This is a genomic window from Micromonospora sp. RV43 (assembly GCF_001029515.1).
GTDB lineage: Bacteria > Actinomycetota > Actinomycetes > Mycobacteriales > Micromonosporaceae > Micromonospora > Micromonospora aurantiaca.
The window spans coordinates 14,145-35,717 of the sequence record NZ_LEKG01000009.1 but is presented as its reverse complement, the minus strand read 5'-3'; the positions used below and the strand labels follow the sequence as shown (position 1 = coordinate 35,717).

Annotated in this window: 15 protein-coding genes and 3 pseudogenes; 9 read left to right on the top strand and 9 right to left on the bottom strand. The window is 69.4% G+C overall.

Annotated elements, in window-relative coordinates:
* Nucleotides 1-142 precede the first annotated feature (142 nt).
* Nucleotides 143-1,528: a helix-turn-helix transcriptional regulator gene (locus ABD52_RS04120; RefSeq protein ID WP_047890813.1), complete on the top strand. Its 1,386-nt coding sequence runs from the start codon at nt 143-145 to the stop codon at nt 1,526-1,528.
* Here the strand turns inward: ABD52_RS04120 and ABD52_RS04115 are convergent.
* From ABD52_RS04115 to ABD52_RS04095, 5 genes and pseudogenes are all read right to left on the bottom strand, one after another.
* Nucleotides 1,501-2,690 (bottom strand): annotated as a pseudogene (locus ABD52_RS04115) (prolyl oligopeptidase family serine peptidase). The gene ABD52_RS04120 and the pseudogene ABD52_RS04115 sit on opposite strands and share 28 nt — an antisense overlap.
* Nucleotides 2,691-3,587: 897 nt before the next feature.
* Complete coding sequence (locus tag ABD52_RS04110) at nt 3,588-4,304, bottom strand: creatininase family protein (protein ID WP_047890812.1); 717 nt, start codon at nt 4,302-4,304, stop codon at nt 3,588-3,590.
* A gap of 3 nt (nt 4,305-4,307) precedes the next feature.
* Nucleotides 4,308-5,048 (bottom strand): annotated as a pseudogene (locus ABD52_RS04105) (XRE family transcriptional regulator); the annotation flags it as partial.
* Nucleotides 5,049-5,147: 99 nt separating this feature from the next.
* Nucleotides 5,148-6,536: a transposase gene (locus tag ABD52_RS04100; RefSeq protein WP_047890811.1), complete on the bottom strand. Its 1,389-nt coding sequence runs from the start codon at nt 6,534-6,536 to the stop codon at nt 5,148-5,150.
* A 66-nt stretch (nt 6,537-6,602) separates the two neighbouring features.
* A pseudogene (locus ABD52_RS04095) lies at nt 6,603-7,100 on the bottom strand (helix-turn-helix domain-containing protein); the annotation flags it as partial.
* Nucleotides 7,101-7,378: 278 nt separating this feature from the next.
* Between ABD52_RS04095 and ABD52_RS04090 the strand changes: the two are divergent.
* From ABD52_RS04090 to ABD52_RS04070, 5 genes are all read left to right on the top strand, one after another.
* On the top strand, nt 7,379-8,785 hold the full coding sequence (locus ABD52_RS04090; RefSeq protein WP_047890810.1) for an APC family permease: 1,407 nt from the start codon (nt 7,379-7,381) through the stop codon (nt 8,783-8,785).
* Between the two features lie 5 nt (nt 8,786-8,790).
* Nucleotides 8,791-9,795: an acetamidase/formamidase family protein gene (locus ABD52_RS04085; protein WP_047890809.1), complete on the top strand. Its 1,005-nt coding sequence runs from the start codon at nt 8,791-8,793 to the stop codon at nt 9,793-9,795.
* A gap of 15 nt (nt 9,796-9,810) precedes the next feature.
* Nucleotides 9,811-10,494, top strand: coding sequence for a GPP34 family phosphoprotein (locus tag ABD52_RS04080; protein ID WP_047890808.1), 684 nt, complete (start codon nt 9,811-9,813; stop codon nt 10,492-10,494).
* Nucleotides 10,495-10,538: 44 nt separating this feature from the next.
* A complete protein-coding gene (locus tag ABD52_RS04075; RefSeq protein ID WP_047890807.1) occupies nt 10,539-11,207 on the top strand; it encodes a GNAT family N-acetyltransferase in 669 nt (222 codons plus the stop codon).
* Between the two features lie 287 nt (nt 11,208-11,494).
* Entirely contained in the window at nt 11,495-12,610 is a 1,116-nt protein-coding gene (locus ABD52_RS04070) for a tetratricopeptide repeat protein (RefSeq protein ID WP_047890806.1), read from the top strand.
* Nucleotides 12,611-12,868: 258 nt separating this feature from the next.
* Here ABD52_RS04070 and ABD52_RS04065 read toward each other — a convergent pair whose 3' ends face one another.
* Together ABD52_RS04065 and xerC are read right to left on the bottom strand one after the other, a co-directional pair.
* Nucleotides 12,869-13,693 (bottom strand): class I SAM-dependent methyltransferase, encoded by an 825-nt coding sequence (locus ABD52_RS04065; RefSeq protein WP_047890805.1) that lies wholly within the window; start codon nt 13,691-13,693, stop codon nt 12,869-12,871.
* An 81-nt stretch (nt 13,694-13,774) separates the two neighbouring features.
* The gene (gene xerC, locus ABD52_RS04060) at nt 13,775-15,235 is read right to left on the bottom strand and encodes a tyrosine recombinase XerC (RefSeq protein WP_047890804.1); all 1,461 of its coding nucleotides are present in this window, start codon (nt 15,233-15,235) and stop codon (nt 13,775-13,777) included.
* 448 nt (nt 15,236-15,683) lie between these two features.
* Here xerC and ABD52_RS04055 point away from each other — a divergent pair, with 448 nt between their 5' ends.
* Nucleotides 15,684-16,841 (top strand): hypothetical protein, encoded by a 1,158-nt coding sequence (locus ABD52_RS04055; protein ID WP_235437327.1) that lies wholly within the window; start codon nt 15,684-15,686, stop codon nt 16,839-16,841.
* Between the two features lie 69 nt (nt 16,842-16,910).
* Here the strand turns inward: ABD52_RS04055 and ABD52_RS04050 are convergent, their stop codons facing one another.
* Entirely contained in the window at nt 16,911-17,279 is a 369-nt protein-coding gene (locus ABD52_RS04050) for a hypothetical protein (protein WP_047890802.1), read from the bottom strand.
* Nucleotides 17,280-17,519: 240 nt separating this feature from the next.
* Complete coding sequence (locus ABD52_RS04045) at nt 17,520-18,134, bottom strand: hypothetical protein (protein ID WP_235437326.1); 615 nt, start codon at nt 18,132-18,134, stop codon at nt 17,520-17,522.
* A gap of 217 nt (nt 18,135-18,351) precedes the next feature.
* Here ABD52_RS04045 and ABD52_RS04040 point away from each other — a divergent pair, with 217 nt between their 5' ends.
* Both ABD52_RS04040 and ABD52_RS38930 read left to right on the top strand, forming a co-directional pair.
* Nucleotides 18,352-19,485 carry a tyrosine-type recombinase/integrase gene (locus ABD52_RS04040; RefSeq protein WP_200905160.1) on the top strand — a complete coding sequence of 378 codons (1,134 nt, stop codon included), beginning with the start codon at nt 18,352-18,354 and terminating at the stop codon, nt 19,483-19,485.
* Nucleotides 19,482-21,566, top strand: a complete 2,085-nt coding sequence (locus ABD52_RS38930) for a tyrosine-type recombinase/integrase (protein WP_152748175.1) — start codon at nt 19,482-19,484, stop codon at nt 21,564-21,566. Before ABD52_RS04040 ends, ABD52_RS38930 begins: the two co-directional genes overlap by 4 nt.
* Nucleotides 21,567-21,573: the final 7 nt, after the last annotated feature.

The window sequence follows — 21,573 nt, the reverse complement described above, 5'->3', positions numbered from 1 at the left end:
TGCGCGACCGGTGAGCGTCTTCCGTACCTACGCATCTCGGTGTTCGTGGTTGCGCCGCGCTGAACACCGAGTGACCCTATGTGCGCGATAGTCACGCTGATCATCGCCATAGTGGTGCGAACAGTCACGAGGAGGCGGTGCTATGGGCCAGACGCCGCGGATGCTCCAGCCGTCCCTGTCCGAGCGCCACTTCTTCGGCGCCGAGCTGCGTCGGCTGCGGGAGAGGGCCAGCCTCTCCCAGGCGCGACTCGGCGCGATGATCCGCTTCAGCGCCGACCTGGTGCGTCGGATCGAGACAGCGGACCGTTTCCCATCCCGGGAATTCGTCGAGGCCTGCGACAGGGCGTTGAAAGCCGGAGGGGCCTTGACCCGCCTGCTACCTCTTCTCGAGGAAAGTCGCAACAGCGAGAACATGCGGGCAACTTCCCCGAGCGGTTCTGGCAACGCAGACGCCCTGCTGCCCACCCAATTGAAGGAGAAGCCCGGGGTGGAGGGCATGGTCGTCCGTGTTCCCTTCCAGCCTGGTGTCCTCGATCGCGCCGCCCTTGACTGGCTGAACGCTGCGGCGGACCCCCGGCCGCCCGTGGTCGGACGACCCGGCTCGCCTGACCAGGTTGACGAAGAGGATCTTCATGCGGCGGAGACCGCTTTGGCGATGTTTCGGCAGTTGGACCACACCCACGGCGCCGGACGAGTCCACGCGCAGGTGCAGCGGTACGTCGAAGGCGAGCTGAACTGGCTGTTGGCGAACACTCCCACCTCCGAGGCTGTCGGCCGGCACCTGTACACGCTGGCGGCGGGATTCTTCGAGCTCTGCGGGTACCAGGCGGTCGACACCGGTGCCCATGGCCTTGCCCAGCGCCGCTACCTTCGCGCTCTACGTCTGACGGAAGCCGCCGACGACCGCCTGTACGGCAGCTACCTGCTCGCCGTGAACATCGGCCACCTCGCACTGCACTGCGGGCACCCCGAGCCGGCACGCAGGATGGCGCTGACGGCGGTGAGAGGAAGCGAGACCCAGGCGACGCCCGCTGTGACAGCCGCGCTGCACGCGGTGGTGGCGCGCACGCACGCCCGCCTTGGACGCGAAGACGACTGCCTGACCCACCTCGACATCGCGGAAAGGCAACTGGCCCGTTGCAAGCCCGAGGACGAGCCGGCGTGGATCGGGTACTTCGACGCGGCGTACCTCGCCGACGAGATCGCCCACTGCTTCCACGACCTGGGCCGACCGCGGCACACCCAACGGCACCTGGGCGACGCCCTCACCGCCCTGAGCCCCACCCACGTCCGGCGACTCGCCATCGACACCGCGCTCCTGGCCTCGTCGCTGGCCGCCGCCGGCCGCATCGACGAAGCCTGCGCCACCGCACGCGAGGCAGTCGACCACGCCGCACGAACCACCTCACACCGCTGCCTGCAGCGCATCGTCGAGGTGCAGGCCGACCTCGAGCCCTACCGGTGCGAGCCGGAGGTCCGCGAGTTCGGCGAGTACGTGCGTCACCGACTACCGCTGGCGGCCGTGTAGCCCCCCGTTAGTCGCTGGCCGCATCCGCCATCACCGAGCGGTAGTGACCCAGCTCCGCCTCCAGCGCCGCGCCCGCTCGCCTGGACGACGCCACATAGTGGTCGATATCGGCAAAAAGCAACACCTCAGGTGCCATGCCGAGAGACGTCAACTCGTCGGCGAGTTCGCGGACATCCTCGACCACGGCCACCTCGTCGGCGATGCCATGAATGAGCAGCACCGGCCGTTGCACAGCAGCGGCACGGACCCGGCCAGCACCACCTCGCAGCCGCATCGCGTGCGCCCGCTGGAACCGGGGCACCGTCTGCGCCCACCGGTCAGGATCCACGATCGCCGACACGACCGTGGCAGCGGCGAACGGGCCGTCCTGGGCCACCGCGTGCAACGCGGTGTAGCCGCCGGCGCTGGCACCACGGATGAACACCTGCCCCGGCACCGCCCGCCCCGTCGACAGCAGATGAACCGCCACCGCCGCGCAGTCGCCGACATCGTTCAAGCCCCACCGACCGTACAGCGATTCCCGGAACGCGCGGCCATACCCGGTGCTACCCAGGTAGTCGACATCCACCACGGCGAACCCGCGGCTGGTGAAGAACTGTGCCTGCCAGTCCAGGCGCAGCAGGCAGGACGCGGTAGGCCCGGGATGCGCCCGGACGATCACCGGCGCACGCCAGTCCGCCGCCGAGCCCGTCGGCGGATACACCAGGGCAAGGACCTCCCGCCCACTGGCCACTCGGACGCGCAGCTCCGTTGGTGTCGATACTCGCGCGCGGTCGAGTGCGGCGTGCTCCGGCCTGGCAAGCACCTTCACCTGGGGGTCAGCCTCAGCCAGGTCTACGAGCGCGACCTGTGGGGCTACGGTCGGCGATGATCCGATCAACGCCACCGTCGTCCCGCGGGGGGCGAGGTACGGCTTGATCGACGTGTACGGCAGGTCGACCGGGCGGACAGTGCCGTCGGGCTCGATGACGACAAGGCGGTGTCGCGGCCCCTCCTGCACCATCAAGACAATCCGACCACCGTCGAGGAAGCCATACGACGCGTAACCCAACTCCCACGGCTCCGCAGCGCACTCACCCGCGATCGGCGCCACCGCCTCCACCCTGTGGCCGTCCCACCGGTAGAGGTTCCACCAACCGCTGCGGTCCGACACGAAGTACAACGCCCCGCCGGGTCCCCACTGCGGCTCCACCGCAGACTCCTCCGGACCGCCGGCCAGTCTCACTGCGCCGTCGACCTGATGACGCGGCGAGTAGGACGCCACCCATATCTCACACGCGTCCCAGGGCATGTCGCGCTCGCTCCACCTGGTCCAGGCCAACCAACCCGGACCCGGCCGAGGCGCACCAAGAAACCCCGGGGACGAGACGAGAGTTCGCACCGTCGGAGCACCGGTGAGCGACACCGCGACGAGTTCGTCACCCTGCCCCGACTCCCGCACAGCCAGCAACTCGCCGTCGCCGACCGTCAGGTCACCGAAGGATCCATGAGCGATCAATTCGAGTTGATCGTCGGAACGACGACTCCGGTAGAGGCCATCTCGGCCGACGCACCACAGCGTCCCCTTGGCAGCAGCGAAAGATCCACCCCCGTACGCGTGAACGCCGCTGGCGACATCAAAGCCCTTCGGACTGACATCACGCTTGCCCTCGCCGGACCGCCATCGTGTCACCGCTGTGCAACCGCCGGCGTCGGGGCGGGTCTCCAGCCAGTACAGGGCGTCATCACCCGTACGCAGTTGGTCATAGCTCACCGAGGCGCGTACGGCGTCTTCCACCGACACTTCAGCGATCCTGTCAGCCGGCCTCACGGGTCCTCCTCGAACAACTGCACGCGGGGCGGACGACGGCGGTCTAGTCAATCGGTCGGCGGGACACCGGGACGGCCAGGTCTTTCGTATCGGTGTGCGGGCTTAGACGGCCGACTCTACGTCCGAGCGCCGCGCCCCTTCCCCTGCCCCGGAGCACCCCGCAAACTACCTCCGCCCGATCGCTCTCCCCGGGGGGGGTAACGAGCAAAGTCGATACGGACAACAGCTCCCGTTCAGCATCACTCCTGATCATGCCTTGTGTCTCAACAGGAGGCCGTGATGGTCGGCGAAAGAGCGAACGAGGTCTTCGAGTACGGCTTTGCCCTGGGCTGCGGTGGCGTGGGACGGCAGGCCGATGACGCCGCTGGCGGTGTAGCCACTCATGCCCTGCGTGAGGAGGTGACGCCGATCGTCCGCTAGATGGTCGGCATGCTGGAAGCCGTCACGCACTACCTCGGGCGCGACGTGCAGGAGCAGCGAAACCTCGAGCTCGCCCGCGTGCATGTCCTGGTGGGCTGTGCTGTGTAGGCCTGCGGCCACTCGGGCGTCGTCCCAGTCGGCCCGAGAGGGGAATAGAGTCATCCTCGGTCCGGCGACGTTGGCTTCCTGAACGACGTTGGCAAGCGCGTAGTTGCCGCCGTGCCCGTTGATCACAGCGAGCTGATTGATGCCTGATTGACGCAGGGAGGCGGCGATGTCACCGACCACGGCGGCGAGCGTGGTGGCGCTGATACTGACCGTTCCACGCCACGCCGCGTGTTCGTGGGAGCAGGAGACCGTCACGGGCGGCAGCAGAAAGAGGTCGTAGCGCTCGGCGACTGCCTTCGCGATCGCGCATGCCACGATAGTGTCCGTCAGCAGCGGCAGGTGGGCGCCGTGCTGTTCGAAACTCCCGACCGGAAGGACCGCGACGGACGCCGCTCGCTCGGACTCCTCGGTGCTCGTCGCCGTCGTGATCAGATCCACGGGCTAATGGTTGCACGCTTCAAGAGTGGCCTGCCGATAGGCGCGCACGAAGGTCGCCGCCTCCGGAACGGCTGTCTGCTGGCGCAGGGCCACCGCCGTCGGGTTCAACCAGCGCAGAGCCCGCGCGGACGAGGTACCCGTGGCCAAGGCCAATGCGTTGGTGGCCTCGACCGCTGCGCGCTCAACGTCGCCACTGTTGACGTAGGCGGTGGACAAGGCCGATCGCCACAGGGCCTCATCGACGCGCCACTGATCTGGCCATTGGCGCAGGAGTTGCTCGTAGAGATCGGCTGCAGCCGCCGGTTGACCGAGGAGCAGACGGCACTGCGCTTCGTGGGCAGCCACATACACCAGGTCGCAGTGGGCACCAACATCGACCGGCAACGCCGAGCCCCAATCGGCGCGGCCGGCGATCCTGTGCGCCTGGTCGATGGTGGCTGCGCAGGCGTTCTGGTCACCTCCCATCGCGTAGGCCTGGGCCTGGCGGACCAGCAGTAGAGCGCGGATGCGGCCTGGTAACCGGACCTCGTCCAGCGCCCGCTGCGCCAAGGCAGCAGCATTACGCGGGTCGAAGCGCTCAAGGGCTCGTTGGCTCTGCCTCATCAGGACATAACTGGCAAGCGCTGGCGCGTTCGCTTCGACGGCGTGCCGCTGGGCGCGGCGCAGCCAGGCGTCGGCCTCGGCGGCGTCGCCCTGCTCGTCGATCCAGCTGAGGAACTCCGCCCACAGCGCCTGCGCGATTAGTAGTGCTTTGTTAAGTTGGGACGAGTTGACGGCAGAGGGGGCAGAACCCGAGCCAGGTCGCGAGTAGGTATTGCAGTTCGCGGAGGATGGCGTAGAGGCTCAGGTCTGCCCCGTTGCTTTTGGGCGTGTCGTCCGGAGTTGGGTGAGGAACAGTTGGGCGGCTGCGGCGAGAGTGACGTGGCGGTGCCAGCCGATCCAGGATCGGCCTTCGAAGTGGTCGAGTCCGAGGGCGGTTTTGAGTTCGCGGTAGTCGTGCTCGATGCGCCAGCGGCTCTTGGCCAGGCGGACCAGTTCGGCAAGTGGTGTGTCGGCGGGTAGGTCGGACAGCCAGTAGTCGCTGGGTTCGTCCTGGCCGGGGGGCCATTGCACGAGCAGCCAGCATTCGGGCAGGACACCGTCGTCGCCGCGGTGGGGTCCGCGTCGGATGGTCCGGCCGGCGGGACGCACCCGCAGGGCGAAGAAGTGCCCGGACAGCTCGCCGGTGGGTCGGTCCGGGTCGCGGTCGGGTGTGGGTAGCCGGGCGCGCCAGCGCACCACGCGTGTGGCGTCGGCGCCGTGGGCGAGGGCGAGGTCTTTCAGGCTGCGGGCTGGCTGGGGGTAGCGCGGTGTGGGGTGCTTGCCGACACCGGCGTAGGGCACCTCGACCGGCTGGGCGTCACCGGGTTGCGCGGTGGTTGACGACGTGGTCGCCACGATGTAGCTGATGCCGCGTTCGGTCAGGCCCTGGCGGAACTCCGCGACCTGGCCGTAGCCGGCGTCCGCGGTCAGCAGCGGTGGACGTAGTCCCCACTCGGCCAACTCGTCGAGCATCTGCAGGGCCATCAGCCACTTCGGCCGGTACCGCTCGGTGTCGGGGACCTTCGACGCCGTCCGCCGCCGGCGGATCTGCTCGATCTGCTCGGCGGGCGGCAGACGCACCCGCGAGTGTGGTTTCTTCGCCCCGGCCGCATCGAGGGTGACCGGCTGCGGGCGCAGCCTGCGGGCGTGCGCGTTCGCGGGCTTGCCGTCCGGGCCGGGCACGCAGGTGTCGTCCCACGACTCCGGCACGAACAGCCGCCAGTTCAGTAACGCCGAGGCGGCGTCGGTTGCGGCGTGGACACTCACGGCGATCTGACAGTTGGCGACCTTGCCGAGAGTGCCGGAGTACTGCCGGGCCACGCACGCCGATGCCTTGCCGTCCTTGGGAAACCCGGTGTCGTCGACCACCCACACCTGAGGTGTCATCAGGTCGACCGCAGCTGCGGCCAGCCGCCGGCGCACACCGGCCACGTCCCACGTGGACGAGGTCAAAAACTGCTGCAACTGCTGGTGATCGACCCCGAGTCGCTCAGCCATCGGCTGCATCGACTTGCGCCGACCGTCCAGCATCAGCCCTCGCAGATACCGCAGGCCAGTCGCCCGCTGATCCGACCGCCGCAACCCCGCGAAGATCCCCGCCGCGAAGTCCTCCAACCGCGCCCGCACCCGAACCAGATCACGCTCATCCACGCACCGCAGCCAAGCACCGCCACGATGCCCGTACAAACGACACGCCACAACGACCTAACAAAGCACTATTAGTACGTCTCGGCGGTCGGCTGAACGGCTTCGCCGCCCGATGGCGGCTGCGACGCCAATCTGCGCATGGGCAGTGGACGCCATCCCGACATATCCGGTGCGGTTTCCGGCCACGGCCAGACTGGCGGGCTGCTCGTGCCACGAACGGAGCAGGTCGGTCTTGTCAGGGTGATCGATGGAGGCCCGGAGTTGGCCCTCCGCACCCTCGGCCAAGCGGTAGCCCGCACTGGTAAGGCGGCGCGCACTCTCCAGGTCTGCCAGGAAGCGGACCAGCTCGCCACCTGTCTGCAGTGCGCCCTCACACGACTCGACGAAGCGGGCGGACGGCCAACGTTCGGCCTTCTCCACCTTGCCGATGAGGTCCCCACTGACGTGCACCAGCCTGCCTAGAGCACGCTGGGACAACCCGCGGCACTCTCGCCACTGCCGAAGCGCGGCACCGAACCCATGCAGCGCCGACCGATGCGGGCTCAGCTGTCGTGGAGTTTGCGCCACCGGTACTCCTGGTGCCGTCTGTCCGTCGCTGCCAGACCCGGACAGGTCTGACCGTACGTGGTCGAACGCTACGCGGACAGTTGCATGCGGACAACACCGTATGTCCGCATCAACGGTATCGACTCACCTAACCCGGTGAGCAATTCTCGTTGCCGAGACACCCGTTCGCATGCTCCACGAAATTGTTGCGCCTCAAGACCGAAGAAGCATCTGCCTTCGCTGACGAGTGGGCCGCGAAATAGCGTGATTAGCCATAACCAAAGAGCTTGAGGAGTCTGATGACCTTCCAGAATGACCTCTCCAAATATGGTTACCGACAGGAGTTGAGCCGTCAACTGCGGTTCCGGGACCTGGTCGCGTACGGCCTGGTGTACATGGTGCCGATCGCGCCGATGGCGATCTTCGGCAGCGTGTACGCCGGTTCCGGAGGGATGGTGGCCTTGGCGTACGCGGTCGGTGTGGTGGCGTTGGTGTTCACCGCGTTTTCGTACGCGCAGATGGTCAAGGCGTTCCCCATGTCCGGCAGCGTCTACAACTACGCGGGCCGAGGTATCAGCGCGCCGGTCGGTTTCCTGGCCGGCTGGGTGATCCTGCTCGACTACGTCCTCGTACCGGGCCTGCTGTACCTGGTGGCGTCGGTAGCGATGCACTCCACCGTGCCCGCGGTGCCGGTGTGGCTGTGGCTGCTCGGGTTCGTCGCGGTCAACACGGTCGTCAACTCGGTGGGGATCCGGATGACCGCGATGGTGACCCGGGTGATGCTCGTCGGCGAGTTGATCGTCCTGGCGATCTTCCTCGCCGTCGCCGGTTGGGCCCTCGCAACGGGCAGGGGCCGGTTCAGCTGGGACGCGTTCTACAACTCCGACACCTTCACCTGGTCGCTCGTCGCGGGGGCGGTGTCGATCGCGGTGCTGTCCTTCCTCGGCTTCGACGGCATCTCCATGCTGGCCGAGGAGGCCAAGGGTGGCTCCCGGCAGATCGGGCGGGCGATGGCCGCCGTCCTCGTCCTGGCCGGTGTCCTGTTCATCGCGCAGACGTGGCTGGCCGCGATGCTCGTCCCCGAGCCGGCCTCGCTGCTCAGTGACGGGGATCCGAACGGCACCGCCTTCTACGACGCCGCGCAGGTGGCTGGCGGAGGTTGGCTGGCGACGTTGTGCGCGGTCGCCACCGCGATCGCGTGGGGCCTGCCGAATTCGATGGTCGCCCAGGTCGCCACGTCCCGGCTGCTGTACGCCATGGCCCGCGACCGGCAGCTCCCGGCCTTTCTGGCGAAGGTGTCGATCCGCCGCAACGTGCCGATCAACGCGACCCTGCTCACGGGCGCCGTGTCCCTCACGCTGGGCCTGTACATGGCGACCCGAGCGGACGGGATCACGCTGCTGTCGTCGCTGATCAACTTCGGGGCGATGGTCGCGTTCCTGGTCCTGCACGTCTCCGTCGTCGTGCACCACCTCATCCGCCAGCGGAGCCGCAACTGGTGGGCACACCTCGTCATGCCCGGTATCGGCTTCGCGATCCTCACCTACGTGGTGGTCAACGCGAACATCGCCGCGCAGCGTCTCGGTCTGGCCTGGCTCGCCCTCGGCATGGTCGTACTCGCCGGCCTGTACCTGACCGGTCGCCGGCCCGCCCTGTCGGGCCTTGCGCCCGTGCAGCCGCAGGCCCGCCACGTCGAGCGGGTGTAGCGACCATGGACACGATCACCTACCGGCCCGCCCGCGACGAGCTGGCCTACACCTTCGGTGGCCGGATGCCCGTAGCCCACATCCGCTCCGGTGACACCCTGCAGGTGCACACCGAGGACTGCTTCGGCGGGCTCGTCCGCGGCCCGGCGGACTTGCCGTCGCAGGTGTGCCGCATGCCGTACCTGAACCCCGTGTGCGGGCCGTTCTTCGTCGAGGACGCAGAGCCAGGCGATACCCTCGCCGTCCACCTCGCCTCGATCGTTCCGGCCCGCGACTGGGGAGTCTCCTCGACGTTCCCGCACTTCGGGGCACTGACCTCCACCTCGCACACGGCGACCCTGCAGCGGCCTCTCCAGGAGCGGGTGTGGGTGTACGACATCGACCAGCAGGCCGGCGCGGTCCGCTTCCACGCCACCGACAGCGACCACACGGTCGACCTGCCATTGGACCCGATGATCGGAACCATTGGCGTGGCGCCGGGCGGTTTCGAGGCGCGTTCGACCATCGTGCCCGACAGCCATGGCGGGAATCTCGACACGCCGGAGCTGCGCGCCGGTACCACCCTGTACCTGGGGGTGAACGTGCACGGGGCGATGCTCGCCCTCGGCGACGGCCACGCCCGCCAGGGCGAGGGTGAGGCCTGCGGCGTCGGGGTGGAGATCGCCACAACCACCACCCTGATCATCGAGGTCATCAAAGGCGTCCCGACGGTGTGGCCCCGTCTCGAGACCGACACGTCGATCATGTCAGTTGGCTGCGCCCGTCCCCTCGAAGACGCGTACCGGATCGCGCACCGCGACATGGTCGGCTGGGTGAAAGAGCTCACCGGCCTGGAGCAGCTCGACGCGTACCAGTTGGTGTCGCAGGCGGGACGGGCGCCGATCGGCAACGTCTGCGACCCGAACTACACGATCCTCGCCGCCGTCGACAAGCTGCTGCTTCCGCAGCCGCAGGCCGCCTACGGCGGGATGCACGCCCGCCTCCGACAGCACGCCGGCGGACCGCGGTAGAGGGCGGGATCCAAAATGACCTCCTCCATCCCCCAGCTGCCGTTGCGGGACGAGTTGTTCCTGCTCGGTCACGACGACGACACCGGCCAGCCACACATCCACCGGCAGGCCCTCGCCCTCGGCCTGGCTGGTGCGGTTCTCATCGACCTGTTCCTCGCCGGGCGGATCGCTCTCGACACCACGGACGACACCGCATCGGGCGAGGAGCAGCGTCTCTGGCTGCACCTGGACCGCCCGGTCGGTGATCTGATCGCCGACACTGCCCTGGCATCGATCCGCTACGCCCATCCGGCCCCGCCGCTGCGGGGGTGGCTGCGCGGGTTCGCCGATGACCTGTACGACCGCACCCGCGCCGGACTGCACGCCGGCGGGATCCTGCGCCACGACGTGCGTCGTCGCCTCGGCGGGCTCGCCCGCACCGACCGCTACCTGCCCGCCGACCTGAAGTGGCCGGTCGTCGCCCGCGCCCGGCTGCACTACATCGCCGCCGGCCGTGACCAGCCCGACAACCACACCGCCGCCCTCGGCGGCCTCGTCGCGACCCTCGGCCTGACCAACCACCTGTACCTCGCCGACGACATCGCCGCCCTCGCCGCGCAGCTACGCACCATCGCCGCGCAGCACCACCGGCAGGTACGCGACATCACCGCCGCGGTCGATGCCGCCGTCGGTGACCTCGCCACCGCCGCCTACCGGTGAGCCCGCGCCATCCCACCCGGATCCGCTGCCCTTGGAGGCATCTCATGGACGTCATTCCGCGTATCCGTGCCGCCCGGTGGGCGGACAAGGAACCGGTCGCCGCGCTGATCGCCGATGCCCTGCATTCCGGCCCGCTCGCCCAGTGGCTGGTGCCCGATCCGACCTGCCGGCGGCGGATCCTGGCCGATGTGGCGGTGATCTGGGTGGAACACGCCATGTTCTTCGGCGACATCCAGATCACCGACGACCTGAGCGCCGCGGCGATGGGGTTTCACCGCTACCGCAGCATCCCGCCACCGTCGAACTACCGCAGCCGACTGGCCGACGCCGCCGGCCCGCACGCGCGGCAGTTCGAACTCCTCGACCACATACTCACCCAGGTCCGACCCACCGAACCTCACTACCACCTGGCAGTTCTCGTCGTCCTTCCCGCCGCCCGGCGGCGCGGTATCGGCGCGGCGATGCTCACCCACCATGAGAGCCGCCTCGACCGCATCGACATGCCCTCCTGGACCGAAACCACGCCCCACAGCCAGGACGTGTACCGCCGGCACGGCTACCTCCCGAGACCCGCGCTCACCCTGCCCGACGGGCCGGTCATCGCCCCGATGCGCCGCAACCCTCACCCGACCCGCAGCTCCTGGCCCCTGAACACCGCCACGCCGACGACCGTCACCGCCCCGGCGCGCGCCCAGTCCGACGCCCAACGCTAGGCCCTGGGTTCCGGCGGCCAGGTCACAGATCGCACTGTATCTCTCTGTCACCGTCCGCTTCGTCGCCCGCCATCTGCGCTGGGCACACATCGGGGCGTCCAAGCCGGTCGCCCGCCCGTAGAGGGAGGGCAGCGGCGACCGACGTGGCCGGCGACGACAGCCCCCCACTGTCGTCGCCGGCCACACCCTCCGCCCATCTGCGCCGCCCCCGGTCGTTACAACCTGCACAAACCCGGCGTGCTGCCCAACCGCCCGAACGCGAACATGAACCCCAGGAAGGAACGCCGATGCCGACGCGGACGCCAGTCCTCGCCGCGTGGACACCCGCCTTTGTCGCCGAGGTCGTCGCCGCGACCCTCGAGCACGCCGCCGTCCGCGGCCTGCACCAAGCGGCCCGGGACGTGGCCCGCAGTTACGGCCTGTCACCGGCGACGGTTGAGGAATGGGTCTCGCGGGCCCGCGCCGTGCAGGCCGCGCCCGTGCCACCCGACCTACTGGCCTGCCACACCTGCGCGCGATCCATGATCCTCATCCAGCTGCCCGGCTGCGGCAGGGTCTACCTGTGCGCGCCGTCCTGCGGGCGTGCACCGGTGTCGGCCGACGAGATCCGCGACGCCGTGGCCGCAGTGGTCCTGCACCGCACCCCACACCTCGTTCCAACCGGCAAGACGACCCAGGCCGCCTCCTACGCGCTCGGCCCGATCCAACGCGTCACCGTCGGCGCGACCGGCACAGACCTGCACATCACCTGGAGAGCCGTCTCCCGGCAGATCACCGGCCCGATGATGGCCATGGCCCAGCGTCTACACCTGGCCCAGCGCCACGCCGCCGACAACAAGCCCGAGCGTGCCATCGACGTCCTGCACAGCGGGCTCCTGCACATCGACCCCACCAGCGGCAGGCTCGCCCTGGACACCGCGACCGCCCGCGCCGCCGCGCTCCTAGCCACCCTCACCCTCACCAGCGGCGAATCAGCCGCCGCGCTCCCCTGGGCCCAGTGGGGACACCGCAGCCTGCGTCACCTTCTCCGAGACCCCACCAACCCGGAAGTCCGCGCCGCCCTGCGCGTCCTGGCCGCCACCCACCGCGCCGCCGGGAACCTCACCGCCGCCGCCGACTGCTACAGCGACCTCATCCGCCACCACACCCAAGCCGACGGACCCTACGCACTACCCACCCTCGCCGCCCAAGCCACCCTCGCCGTCGTCCTGCACGAACACGGCCGCCAGGAACCGGCGCAGCAGCTCCTCGCCCGGACCATCGCCGACCACCGCCGTGTCCATCCCCACCACCCCGCCATCGCGCGCATGGCAGCCGCCCTGTACCGCATGCACACCACAGCTACCGGCCCGCCGGGTCATCCCACGCGCATCGCGACGTCCGCCACGCCCGGCGCCAGTTAGACCGTCCGCACCTGACCACCCACCACCGGGACAGCTTGCTTGGGCGCACCTACGCCGAGCAGCAACACCACCCCCCGGACGCGGGATGACCGCTGTTCGGTCCGCAGCCAGCCCAGGACGGTCCATGCCAGCGAGAACGCTTCGGTCCAGATCCTCGAACGGCACGGTGGTGGTGTCCCGCTTGAGCAGGCCCGGCTAGCTCAGGCCCTGTCGAGGGGCATAGATCGCTGGCGCCCTTCGGACGTCCGCTGGACAATTTCAGGAACTGGCTGGAAGGGCATCGTGGTTTCGGCGCGGCGCCGTGTACAGCGCGGTGACGTAATTGTCGATTGCCGTCCCGCCGGGTTGGCGGGCGACCACCTCGGCGACGCCGTCGAGGAACGCCTCGCGCTGGTCAGTGCTCAACTCGCGTACGTTCGGGAAGGTCCCCCACAGCCCGCGTGCGCCGTGCGGGGTCAGCTGGTGTTCCCAGCGGATCATCTCGACCTGGACGGGGCCGAACCAGTTACCTGCCCGCAGTTCCGCCGTGCGCTCGGCGACCCGCAGCGGCGCTGGCACACCGGCGGGGCCGCGCCCCTGACCCGGTAGCCATCGTCGGTACACCGCGTCCAGCTCCGTGCGCCAGGGCGGGCTGCGGTCGGGGTCACCGAAGACCGTCCACCACACCGCCAGCCCTCCGCCCGGCCGGACGAAGCGGGCCAGCCGTCGCACCGCCGCGCCCGCGTTCAGCCAGTGGAAGACGGTGGCGCAGACGGCCAGGTCGAAGGTGTCGTCGGGCAGCGGCACGGTGGCGAAGTCGCCCTCGACGACGGTCACGTCGTGGCCGGCCAGGTTCGTTCGCAGCCGGGCCGCCAGCCGGCCACCGAGTTCCACCGCCAGCACCGACGCACCGGAGTCCACGAGGGGACGGGTCACCTGCCCGGTTCCAGGTCCGACCTCCAGGACGCGCGCACCCGGTCGCAGCCCGCACTCGGCAAGCACCTCGTACACCCGCTGCGGGTATCCCGGCCGAGCCGCCTGGTAGTTGTCCGGGTCCTCGTCGAAGCTGCCCCGCCGGCTCAGCAACTGGTCGTCACCGCTCACGTCGCGAGCGTATTCGCTCGGGCGACCGGGGCCGGCCCGATCGCACGCGGCCGTCCGCTGCCGCTTTGCCGAGAGCGGGTTTCACCCTGCCTTGCGGCGTTTCTGGTTGATCTTCTTCGCGACAGCATCGGCGGCGTCCTGGTGCAGTTGTTTGGTGACGCTCTGGTAGGTGTCGCGGGTCAGGGTTGTGGTGGAGTGGCCGAGTTGCTCGGAGACGACCTTGATGTCGACGCCGGCGTCGAGGGCGATGGTGGCGGCGCTGTGGCGCAGGTCGTGCAGCCGGATCGGGGGCAGCCCGGCCTTGCGGACGAGCTTGCGGAACCGTTGAGTGACGGCGTTGGGGTGCCACGGCTTCCCGTCCGGGCGGACGAAGAACAGGCCGGTGTCGGGCCACGCGTCGCCGGCGGCAAGTTGCCAGGCGGCGCGGCGGGCCTTGTAGGCGGTGAGGACTTTGGTCGTGTCGGTGTCGAGGGCGACGTCGCGGTTTCCGGCCCTGCTCTTCGGTGGTTTCTGCACGGCGGTGTAGCCGTGGGTGGCGATCTGGTTGTTGATGGTGGTCTCGCGGCGGTGCAGGCGTACCTCGCTGTCGCGCAGGCCGCACGCCTCGCCGCGGCGGGGCCCGCGGTAGGCCATGTAGTGCCACATCGGGTGCAGGTCGGGGGCGTGTACGGCGGCGTAGTCGAGGAACTGCCCGACCTGGGAGTCGGTCCAGACCATCACCGGTCCGGGGACCTCGCCGGTGGTCTTCCACCGCCGTACGCGTTCGTCCTCCCACACGATTGGTAGGGGCCGGTCGGCGGGGACCTTGACCAGGGCCGCGGGGTTGGCGCCGACGATGAGTTCGTCGGCGAGGGCGTCGTTGATCGCTTTGCGCAGACAGGCGCGGATGCGCTGCCGTGTGCTGGCACCAGTGGGTCGCACGCCGGTGACGGACGCGCGGATGACTGGGTCGCTGCTCGCCTTCGCGGCGGCGATCTCGTCGTTGCGGCGCTCGATGGCGGCGAACATGGCGCGGATGTGGGTGGTGCGCAGCTTGTCCAGCGGGATGTCGCCCAGGTGTGGGATCAAGTGGACCCGCGCGATCGATTCGTAGCCGCGCTGCGTGTTCGCGTCGATCGTGAGGTGGGTCAGCCAGCCGGTGAGGTACTCGGCGACGGTGGGCATGTCGGCGAGCGCACCGTCGCCGCGCAGCCGCTGGCGGATGCGGTCGACCTCGGGCAGGGGACGTTTGGCGCGTACGGCGGTTTGCAGCAGGTCGGCAATCTCGGTGCGGCGGCGCCGGTCACCGTCGGCGAGGGCGAGCAGGTCGCGGGCGTGGTCGAGTTCGTCGGCGGCGGCACGCCGGGTGGGAAAGCTGGAGCGGCGTAGCTGCCGGCGCCCGCCGTCGATGGTGGGTGGTAGTTCGAGCTGGTAGGCCCAATGGCCGTGGTCGGAGCTCCAGGCTCGGTTCGCGCGGCGTAGTTTCGGGCAGTCGATTCCCCATGGTTTGCCGGTGTCGGGGTGGCGGCAGCCGCAGCGCTTGAAGATGCTTCCGTCTGGCATCGGAGGTGGTGCTCCCGTTCGTCTGGGTGATGGGGCATCGGTTTGGTCGATCGACATCCACGCGTGACCGGCGGCCACGATCAAGTCGCCGCGGTTCCAGGTCCGGTGGGTGGGTGGTCCATGCGCTGGGGCCGGTGACCGGCGAAAGTCAGATGCGCCCTGCTCCGGAGTCTGGGATCCTGTCCGGTTCGCGTTAGATCGGGCATGGAGGACGGCCAATGGTGGCGGCAGATGACGTGGTGAGGGTCGGGTGCGGCGCCCACAGCTGCACGCGGCAGTGGGCCAGTTGATGGCGGCGGTGCTCGCCGACTTGGCCGCTCGCGACGGCGTGCCGGTGTTCGCGACCGTTCCCGACTTCGGCGAGTGGCACCGCCACGGGCAGGAGTCGTTCGTCGCGATCCGCCGCGACGTCTGGCAGATGCCGGCCCGGGTCACCGACTACCGATTCTTGAACACCTTCGCCGAGATCGGGACGGTGCGGGCCGTCGCGACCGCCGATGAGGTGCTGCGCTCGCGGGTGGACTGCCTCGTCGGCGTGGAGTTCGCCCTCACCCACCGGCAACTGGGGCCGACGCTGGTTAAGTACGTCCTCGAACCCATGGTTGCCGCCGTCGGGGGTTACCGGTTCGACCAAGAGGCATTCGACGCCGCGTACAGCAGGTTGGAGGACGGTCTGCTGGCAACGCGGGCCCGGCTGGTCGAGGTGGTCCCGCTCAGCGCCTTCACCCCCACCGCGGGCATCGAGGCGGTCACGTTGCCGGACGGCCTGGTGCTGCAAGCGATGAGCGACCGGCAGGTGAGCGCCGCGATCGGCTACCTCGCGGTGCCGATCGCCTTCGCGGGCGGCCCGACCTCGGTGACCGTGTCGCGGTTCCACCAGTGGGCCCTGACCCGCTGCACCTCGTACCCGGTGTGCTCGGACGTGGACGTACCCGCCCAACCGACGGCGCCGGATTCTGGCGCGCTGGTCGAGCCAGCCAGCCGCCTCGTGACCGCACTGCGGCTGGTGTGCGGCGGGTCCGTCACCGCGACCCGGGCGATCCGCTGCCCACCGGACGACGACTTTCCCCAGGGACTGGGGCCGACGGCGTCACTGTCGGCGCTACCCGCCTTCGACGAGGAGCGACCGACAATCCTCGGGCGAGAGCAGGTTGAGGCGGTGCGCGAGGTGTACGACCTCCTCGCGCATCCCGTGGTCCGGGGGAACCGGGGTCTGCAAACCGCGCTGCGCCGGCTGGTCCTGGCGGGGGCTGACCGGGTGCCGACCGACCGGCTCATCGACCTGATGGTCTGCAGCGAAGTGCTGTTCATCAAACTGCCAGGCCTCCCAGCGGATCGTTGGAAGCAGGACAAGGTCGTTGCCGGAGCGACCGTGCTTTTGGCGGACGACCCTGTCCTGCAGGCGCCTCCCGAGCGGCTCGAGGCACTCCTGCGTCTGGGGTACCGGCTCCGCAACGACGAGATGCACGGCGACGACCCGAGCGGGCGGGAACTGCGCACGCTCACCGGTCAGCCGACAGATGACCTGTCAGCCGTCGTGGATGACATCGAGCGGGTGTTGCGCCGCACCCTGGTCCGGCTCCTCTCCGGCGTCGTCGAGCAGTAGTCGGCGCGACTGCACCGGCACGGCGTACGGAGCCGTGCCGGTGGACCGTGCCTACCACCCCCGGTGGGGTCAAGGCGGAGGGCTGCAGCCCGTGGTGTCCCTGTCCGCGCCCGAATACCCGCCGTCCTCGTCGGCACCCGCCCCGCCGGTGTCACCAGCTGCCGGTACCGGCAGGGACTCGAGGTGCAGTTTCCGCAGGATGGGGGCGGTCGGCACGCGGTAGTACGCGCCGGCCCGGAACAGTGGCACCGGGAAGGCGTCGCGGGCGGCCAGCTTGTAGGCCGCCGAGCGGGAGATGCCGAGGATGGCGGCGGCGGTGGCGAGATCCGTGGTCGCCCCGAGCGCCAGGATGCGCTCCGTGGTCCAGGTACAAGCTGCGTCGTCGCTGTCGGAGTTGGCGGCGGGGGTGAGGCTGCGGGTTCGTCGTGCTGATCGCATGGGCTTGACTCCTAATCTCGGACCGCCAGCCGCAGGGGCGGTAGGGACCTGGGGTTTTCAGATGAGGGCTGGCTGTCCGCAGGCGGCACCGCCATCGCGTCGGACTGGCGGTGCCGCCTGCGGAGCGAGGCCGTGGAGGCGGAGCACGCCGATGCCGGTTAGCGGGATCTCACTGGCACCCTGGCCTCAACCGGGCGCGCCACCACTGGCCATGTCGGTAGGCCAAGGAACCTTCTCCCGCTACCACCTGCACGGGCACAGCAGCAGCCGCAGGGCGGCGGCGGCCTGTTGGGGCACGACCCCGTTGCCGAGGACCCGCAGCGCGAGCGTGCGCGGCAGCCCCAGGTCGGGGTCGGTGACGTGGCCTGGGTCTAGGCCCATGAGCCACTCCACGAACGGCGGCGCGAGGACGGGCTTGCCGTGCCGGCCGGTCTGCGTGGGTTCCGGTGCGGGCCGGCCGAGCAGCAGCTCCCAGCGGGCCACCGCGTCGGCGTAGCCGCCCCACCGCTGTTCGTCGGGCTGCCCGAGCCCGGCGATGGTGGTGCGCAGGTCCGCGCCGCCGCCGCCGTGCCGCCCGGGACCGCGCCCGTCGGACGCGCGCGGGGTGGGCAGGATCCGGGCCGGGACCCGCACCGCCGCGGAAGGGAGAGTCAGGTCGCCGTGCGAGCCGCGCTGCCCAGGGCAACCTTTCTCGCCGTCGGTGGCCCGTGGGGTGGGCAGCAGCACCTGCGACAGCGGAGGCCGGAACCCGGCCCCCGCACGTCGTCCGGGCGTGCCGGTGTCGCTCGCCCTAGGGGTGGGCAGCAGCCGCGCGCCGTCGGCCCGCGTATGCCCGTGCGCAACGGTGCGCCCCAAGGTGGAGGTGGATAGGAGGCCGTGGGTCGAGCCCGACGGTTCGATGAGGTCGGGCAGCCCGTGCTGGTGGCCGGGTCCTTTGCCGTCACGGGCGCAGGGGGTCGGCAGCGTCCGCACCCCCTCCCAGTCGTTCGGCGGGTGCGGCCACCTTCTTATCTGGACAATTGAGGTTCTGGCGATTCTGCGGACGACTCGTTGAGCCCCTACGTTGTCCAGCGTGCGTGTGACGAAGGCTGTTGATGCCCGGCCCGGGCAGCCGGCGGTGGAGCTGGTTGACGACACCGGCGTGCCCGTAGCCGATGTGACCGGGTTCCTCCGCCTGTTGACGGTGCGCGACTATTCGCCGAACACGGTCCGTGCCTATGCGTACGACTTGCAGAAGCTGTACCGGTTTCTGCACGAGCGTGGCTTGACGGTCGAGGAGTTCCGGCCTGCGCTGGCGGTGAGTTTCATCGAGTGGTTGCGAACCCATTCGTCGAGCCGCAAGGCCCAGCGGCTGGACCTCGCGTTGACTGCCGGGAACGGCCGCTTGTTGGCGGCCAAGACCTGTAACCGGGTGCTGGCTGCGGTGTCGTCGTTCTTCGAGTACCTGATCAGCATCGAACGCTACGGCGGCGCCGATAACCCGATCGTGACCATCCCTGACCAGGCAGCGGCCCGAGTTCCGGGCCGACCTCGGGCGCCGCTGGTGACGTCGCGCCCGCAGCGGCCGGTACGTCGGGCGTTGCGGATCAAGACGGTGGAGTCGCTGCCAAGACCGATGTCCGACGACACCTACGTCGCCTTGCTGGGCGTGCTGCGCACCCGGCGGGACCGCGCTCTGCTGGAGCTGATGTGGGAAGGCGGCCTGCGGCCAGGAGAGGTCCTGGGCCTGCGGCTGGAGGACATCTCCTACGGACGCAGGCGAATCGTGGTGCGCCACCGGACCGATCACCCGGCAGGAGTGCGACAGAAATCCCGCCGGGACCGGACCGTCGACCTGCTGGAAGGCCGGGCCTTACCGGCCGTCAGCGACTACGTCATGCACGAACGCCCCGTCGACGCCGACACCGGCTATGTGTTCCTCGTCGGTGGTCGCGGCCGACGACGATTAGAGGCGTTGAGCTACGACGGCCTGGTGCGCATGTTCGCCCGGGCGGCCCGGCGTGCCGGCGTCCGCGACGCCTGGCTGACACCCCATGCGCTGCGCCACACGCACGCGACTCGCATGTTCGAAGGCGGGATGCGGGATTTGACCCTGATGACCAGGCTCGGGCATGCCAGCCCCGACTCGACGAAGATCTACACCCGGGTCAGCGATCCCGATGTGGTCAAGGACTACCGGGCCGCGATCGGGGACACCGCACCATGAGCGGGGCCGTTCTGCGCCTGCCGGCGTCACCGCCACCGACCGTGGTCGGTGGTCCACGACATTGTCCGGCCGAGGAGTACACGTCGTTCGTCGAGCACAGCGGCATCTACAGCCCTGACCGCAAGATCCGGCTGCATCGCCGACACGTCCGCTTCCTGCGCCAGTTCCCCGAGTTAGAGAGCTGGTTCGACCAGCCACTGCGTCAGCGTCTCGGGTGGCGCAACAAGGACACCCAGACCCGACGTCGCGGCCCCGGGGATGACTTCGACGTCACGGCCGGCTGGATCAACTACGACGCCCGCGACTACCTGGTCTACCTGGCCCTGACCGGTCGTCTGCGGCTGGACTGGGGCTGGCTGCTCGGCATCGGTGTGATCAAACCGTGGCCGATCGCCGACCAGCTCGGCCTGCCACTGACCGCCCAGGTCGACCAACTGCGCGAGCAGGTGACCGCGCTGGGGCACAACCCCGGCAGCAGCACGTTCCGGGTGTCCTGGACCGTGATGCGACTGGTGCTGCACCGCGGCGACCCTGACCTGCACGCGATCACCGCCGACGATGTCGAGCAACTGCGGGCGACGATCCGCACCCTCGATCAGATCCCCGGCATCGACGAGGTGCTCAGCCCGCGGCACCTCATGACGATCAAGAACGCGTGGGGCACCAACGTGTTCCGCACCGGGATCGCGTTGTTCCACGCCGGAATCACCGACCGGCTACCTCAGCGCAACGCGCCCAAGCCGTTGCCGCCGTTGAGCCCGCAGCCGCGAATCGCCACGGTGATGGACCGCTATCTGATCGAACGAGCCCTCATCGTACGGCCCGACTCGATGAGCGCGAGCCGGGCAGCGATGCGACGCCTGGGCAGCTGGCTGGCCCAACAACGCCCGGCCGTGGAGAGCCTGGCCGAGCTGAGCCGTGCCGACCTGCTGGACTTCATGACCTGGCTGGTCGCACAACGCAAGGTCAGGCACCCCGAGCAGCCGCTCAGCGACACCTACCGCCGCAGCATCATCTCCGAAGTCACCGTGTTCTTCCGCCACGGAGCCCACGCCGAGTGGACCGACATGCCCGCTCGCCCCGTGCTGACCCGCCTGGACGTGCCCCGAGCGGTCCAACGCGTCCCACGATTCATCCCCACCCACCAACTCGAACCGCTGATGACCGCGATCCGCACCATCGAATGCCCGCTGCAACGGTGCGCACTGCTGACCGCCCGGTGGAGCGGCGCCCGCCGCGGAGAGATCCGCCGACTGCACCTCGACTGCCTCGACACCTACCCCGACGGCACCCCGCGGTTGCGGCTCGCCGCCGGAAAGTCACTCAAAGAACGCACGGTGCCGATCCACCCCGAAGCCGCCGAAGCTATCCGCCGGGTCCATGAACTGCGTGCCGGACACAGCGACCGCGGGATCCACGACAAGGACACCGGCAAGACGGTGCGCTATCTGTTCCTCAACAACGGCCGGCTCGCTGACGTCGAATACCTGTTCACCGTGCCGCTCGGACGCATCTGCGACGAACTCGGCATCCTCAACGCCGAAGGCAAGCCCGCCATCCACGCCCACCGGTTCCGGCACACGCTGGGCACCCAACTGGCCGAGAGAGGCGCCCGCACCCAGACGATCATGAAGATCCTCGGGCACCTCAGCGCGGGCATGTCCATGACCTACTCGCAGATCTCCGACCCGACCGTGCTGGCCGACTACCAAGCGGTCCTGCAACCCGGCGCCGCCCTCGCCGGACCCCTCGCCGACACCCTGCGCCGCAGTGAACTGGATCAGACCGCGCTCGCCTGGCTGCAGACCAACTTCTACAAGACCGAACTCGAACTCGGCCACTGCCTGCGCCTGCCCAAAGAAGGGCCATGTGAGTGCGACATCTATCTGACCTGCCCCAAGTTCGTCACCACACCCCAGTACGTCCCTCGACTACAGGAACGGTTGCGTACCGAGGAACAACTCATCGCCGACGCCACCGAACGCGGCTGGGCCCGCGAGATCGAACGACACCGCTGCGCCGCCGACCGTATCCGCGGACTCCTCGACGAACTCGGCCCCGCTGGACCCGCCGACACATAATCAGTGG

Excerpts from the sequence above, each read along its gene's own strand:
- ABD52_RS38930 (WP_152748175.1), top strand. The coding sequence starts at position 19,482 with ATGAGCGGGGCCGTTCTGCGCCTGCCGGCGTCACCGCCACCGACCGTG.
- ABD52_RS04085 (WP_047890809.1), top strand. The coding sequence starts at position 8,791 with ATGGACACGATCACCTACCGGCCCGCCCGCGACGAGCTGGCCTACACC.
- ABD52_RS04080 (WP_047890808.1), top strand. The coding sequence starts at position 9,811 with ATGACCTCCTCCATCCCCCAGCTGCCGTTGCGGGACGAGTTGTTCCTG.
- ABD52_RS04070 (WP_047890806.1), top strand. The coding sequence starts at position 11,495 with ATGCCGACGCGGACGCCAGTCCTCGCCGCGTGGACACCCGCCTTTGTC.
- xerC (WP_047890804.1), bottom strand. The coding sequence starts at position 15,235 with ATGCCAGACGGAAGCATCTTCAAGCGCTGCGGCTGCCGCCACCCCGAC.
- ABD52_RS04050 (WP_047890802.1), bottom strand. The coding sequence starts at position 17,279 with ATGCGATCAGCACGACGAACCCGCAGCCTCACCCCCGCCGCCAACTCC.
- ABD52_RS04120 (WP_047890813.1), top strand. The coding sequence starts at position 143 with ATGGGCCAGACGCCGCGGATGCTCCAGCCGTCCCTGTCCGAGCGCCAC.
- ABD52_RS04090 (WP_047890810.1), top strand. The coding sequence starts at position 7,379 with ATGACCTTCCAGAATGACCTCTCCAAATATGGTTACCGACAGGAGTTG.
- ABD52_RS04075 (WP_047890807.1), top strand. The coding sequence starts at position 10,539 with ATGGACGTCATTCCGCGTATCCGTGCCGCCCGGTGGGCGGACAAGGAA.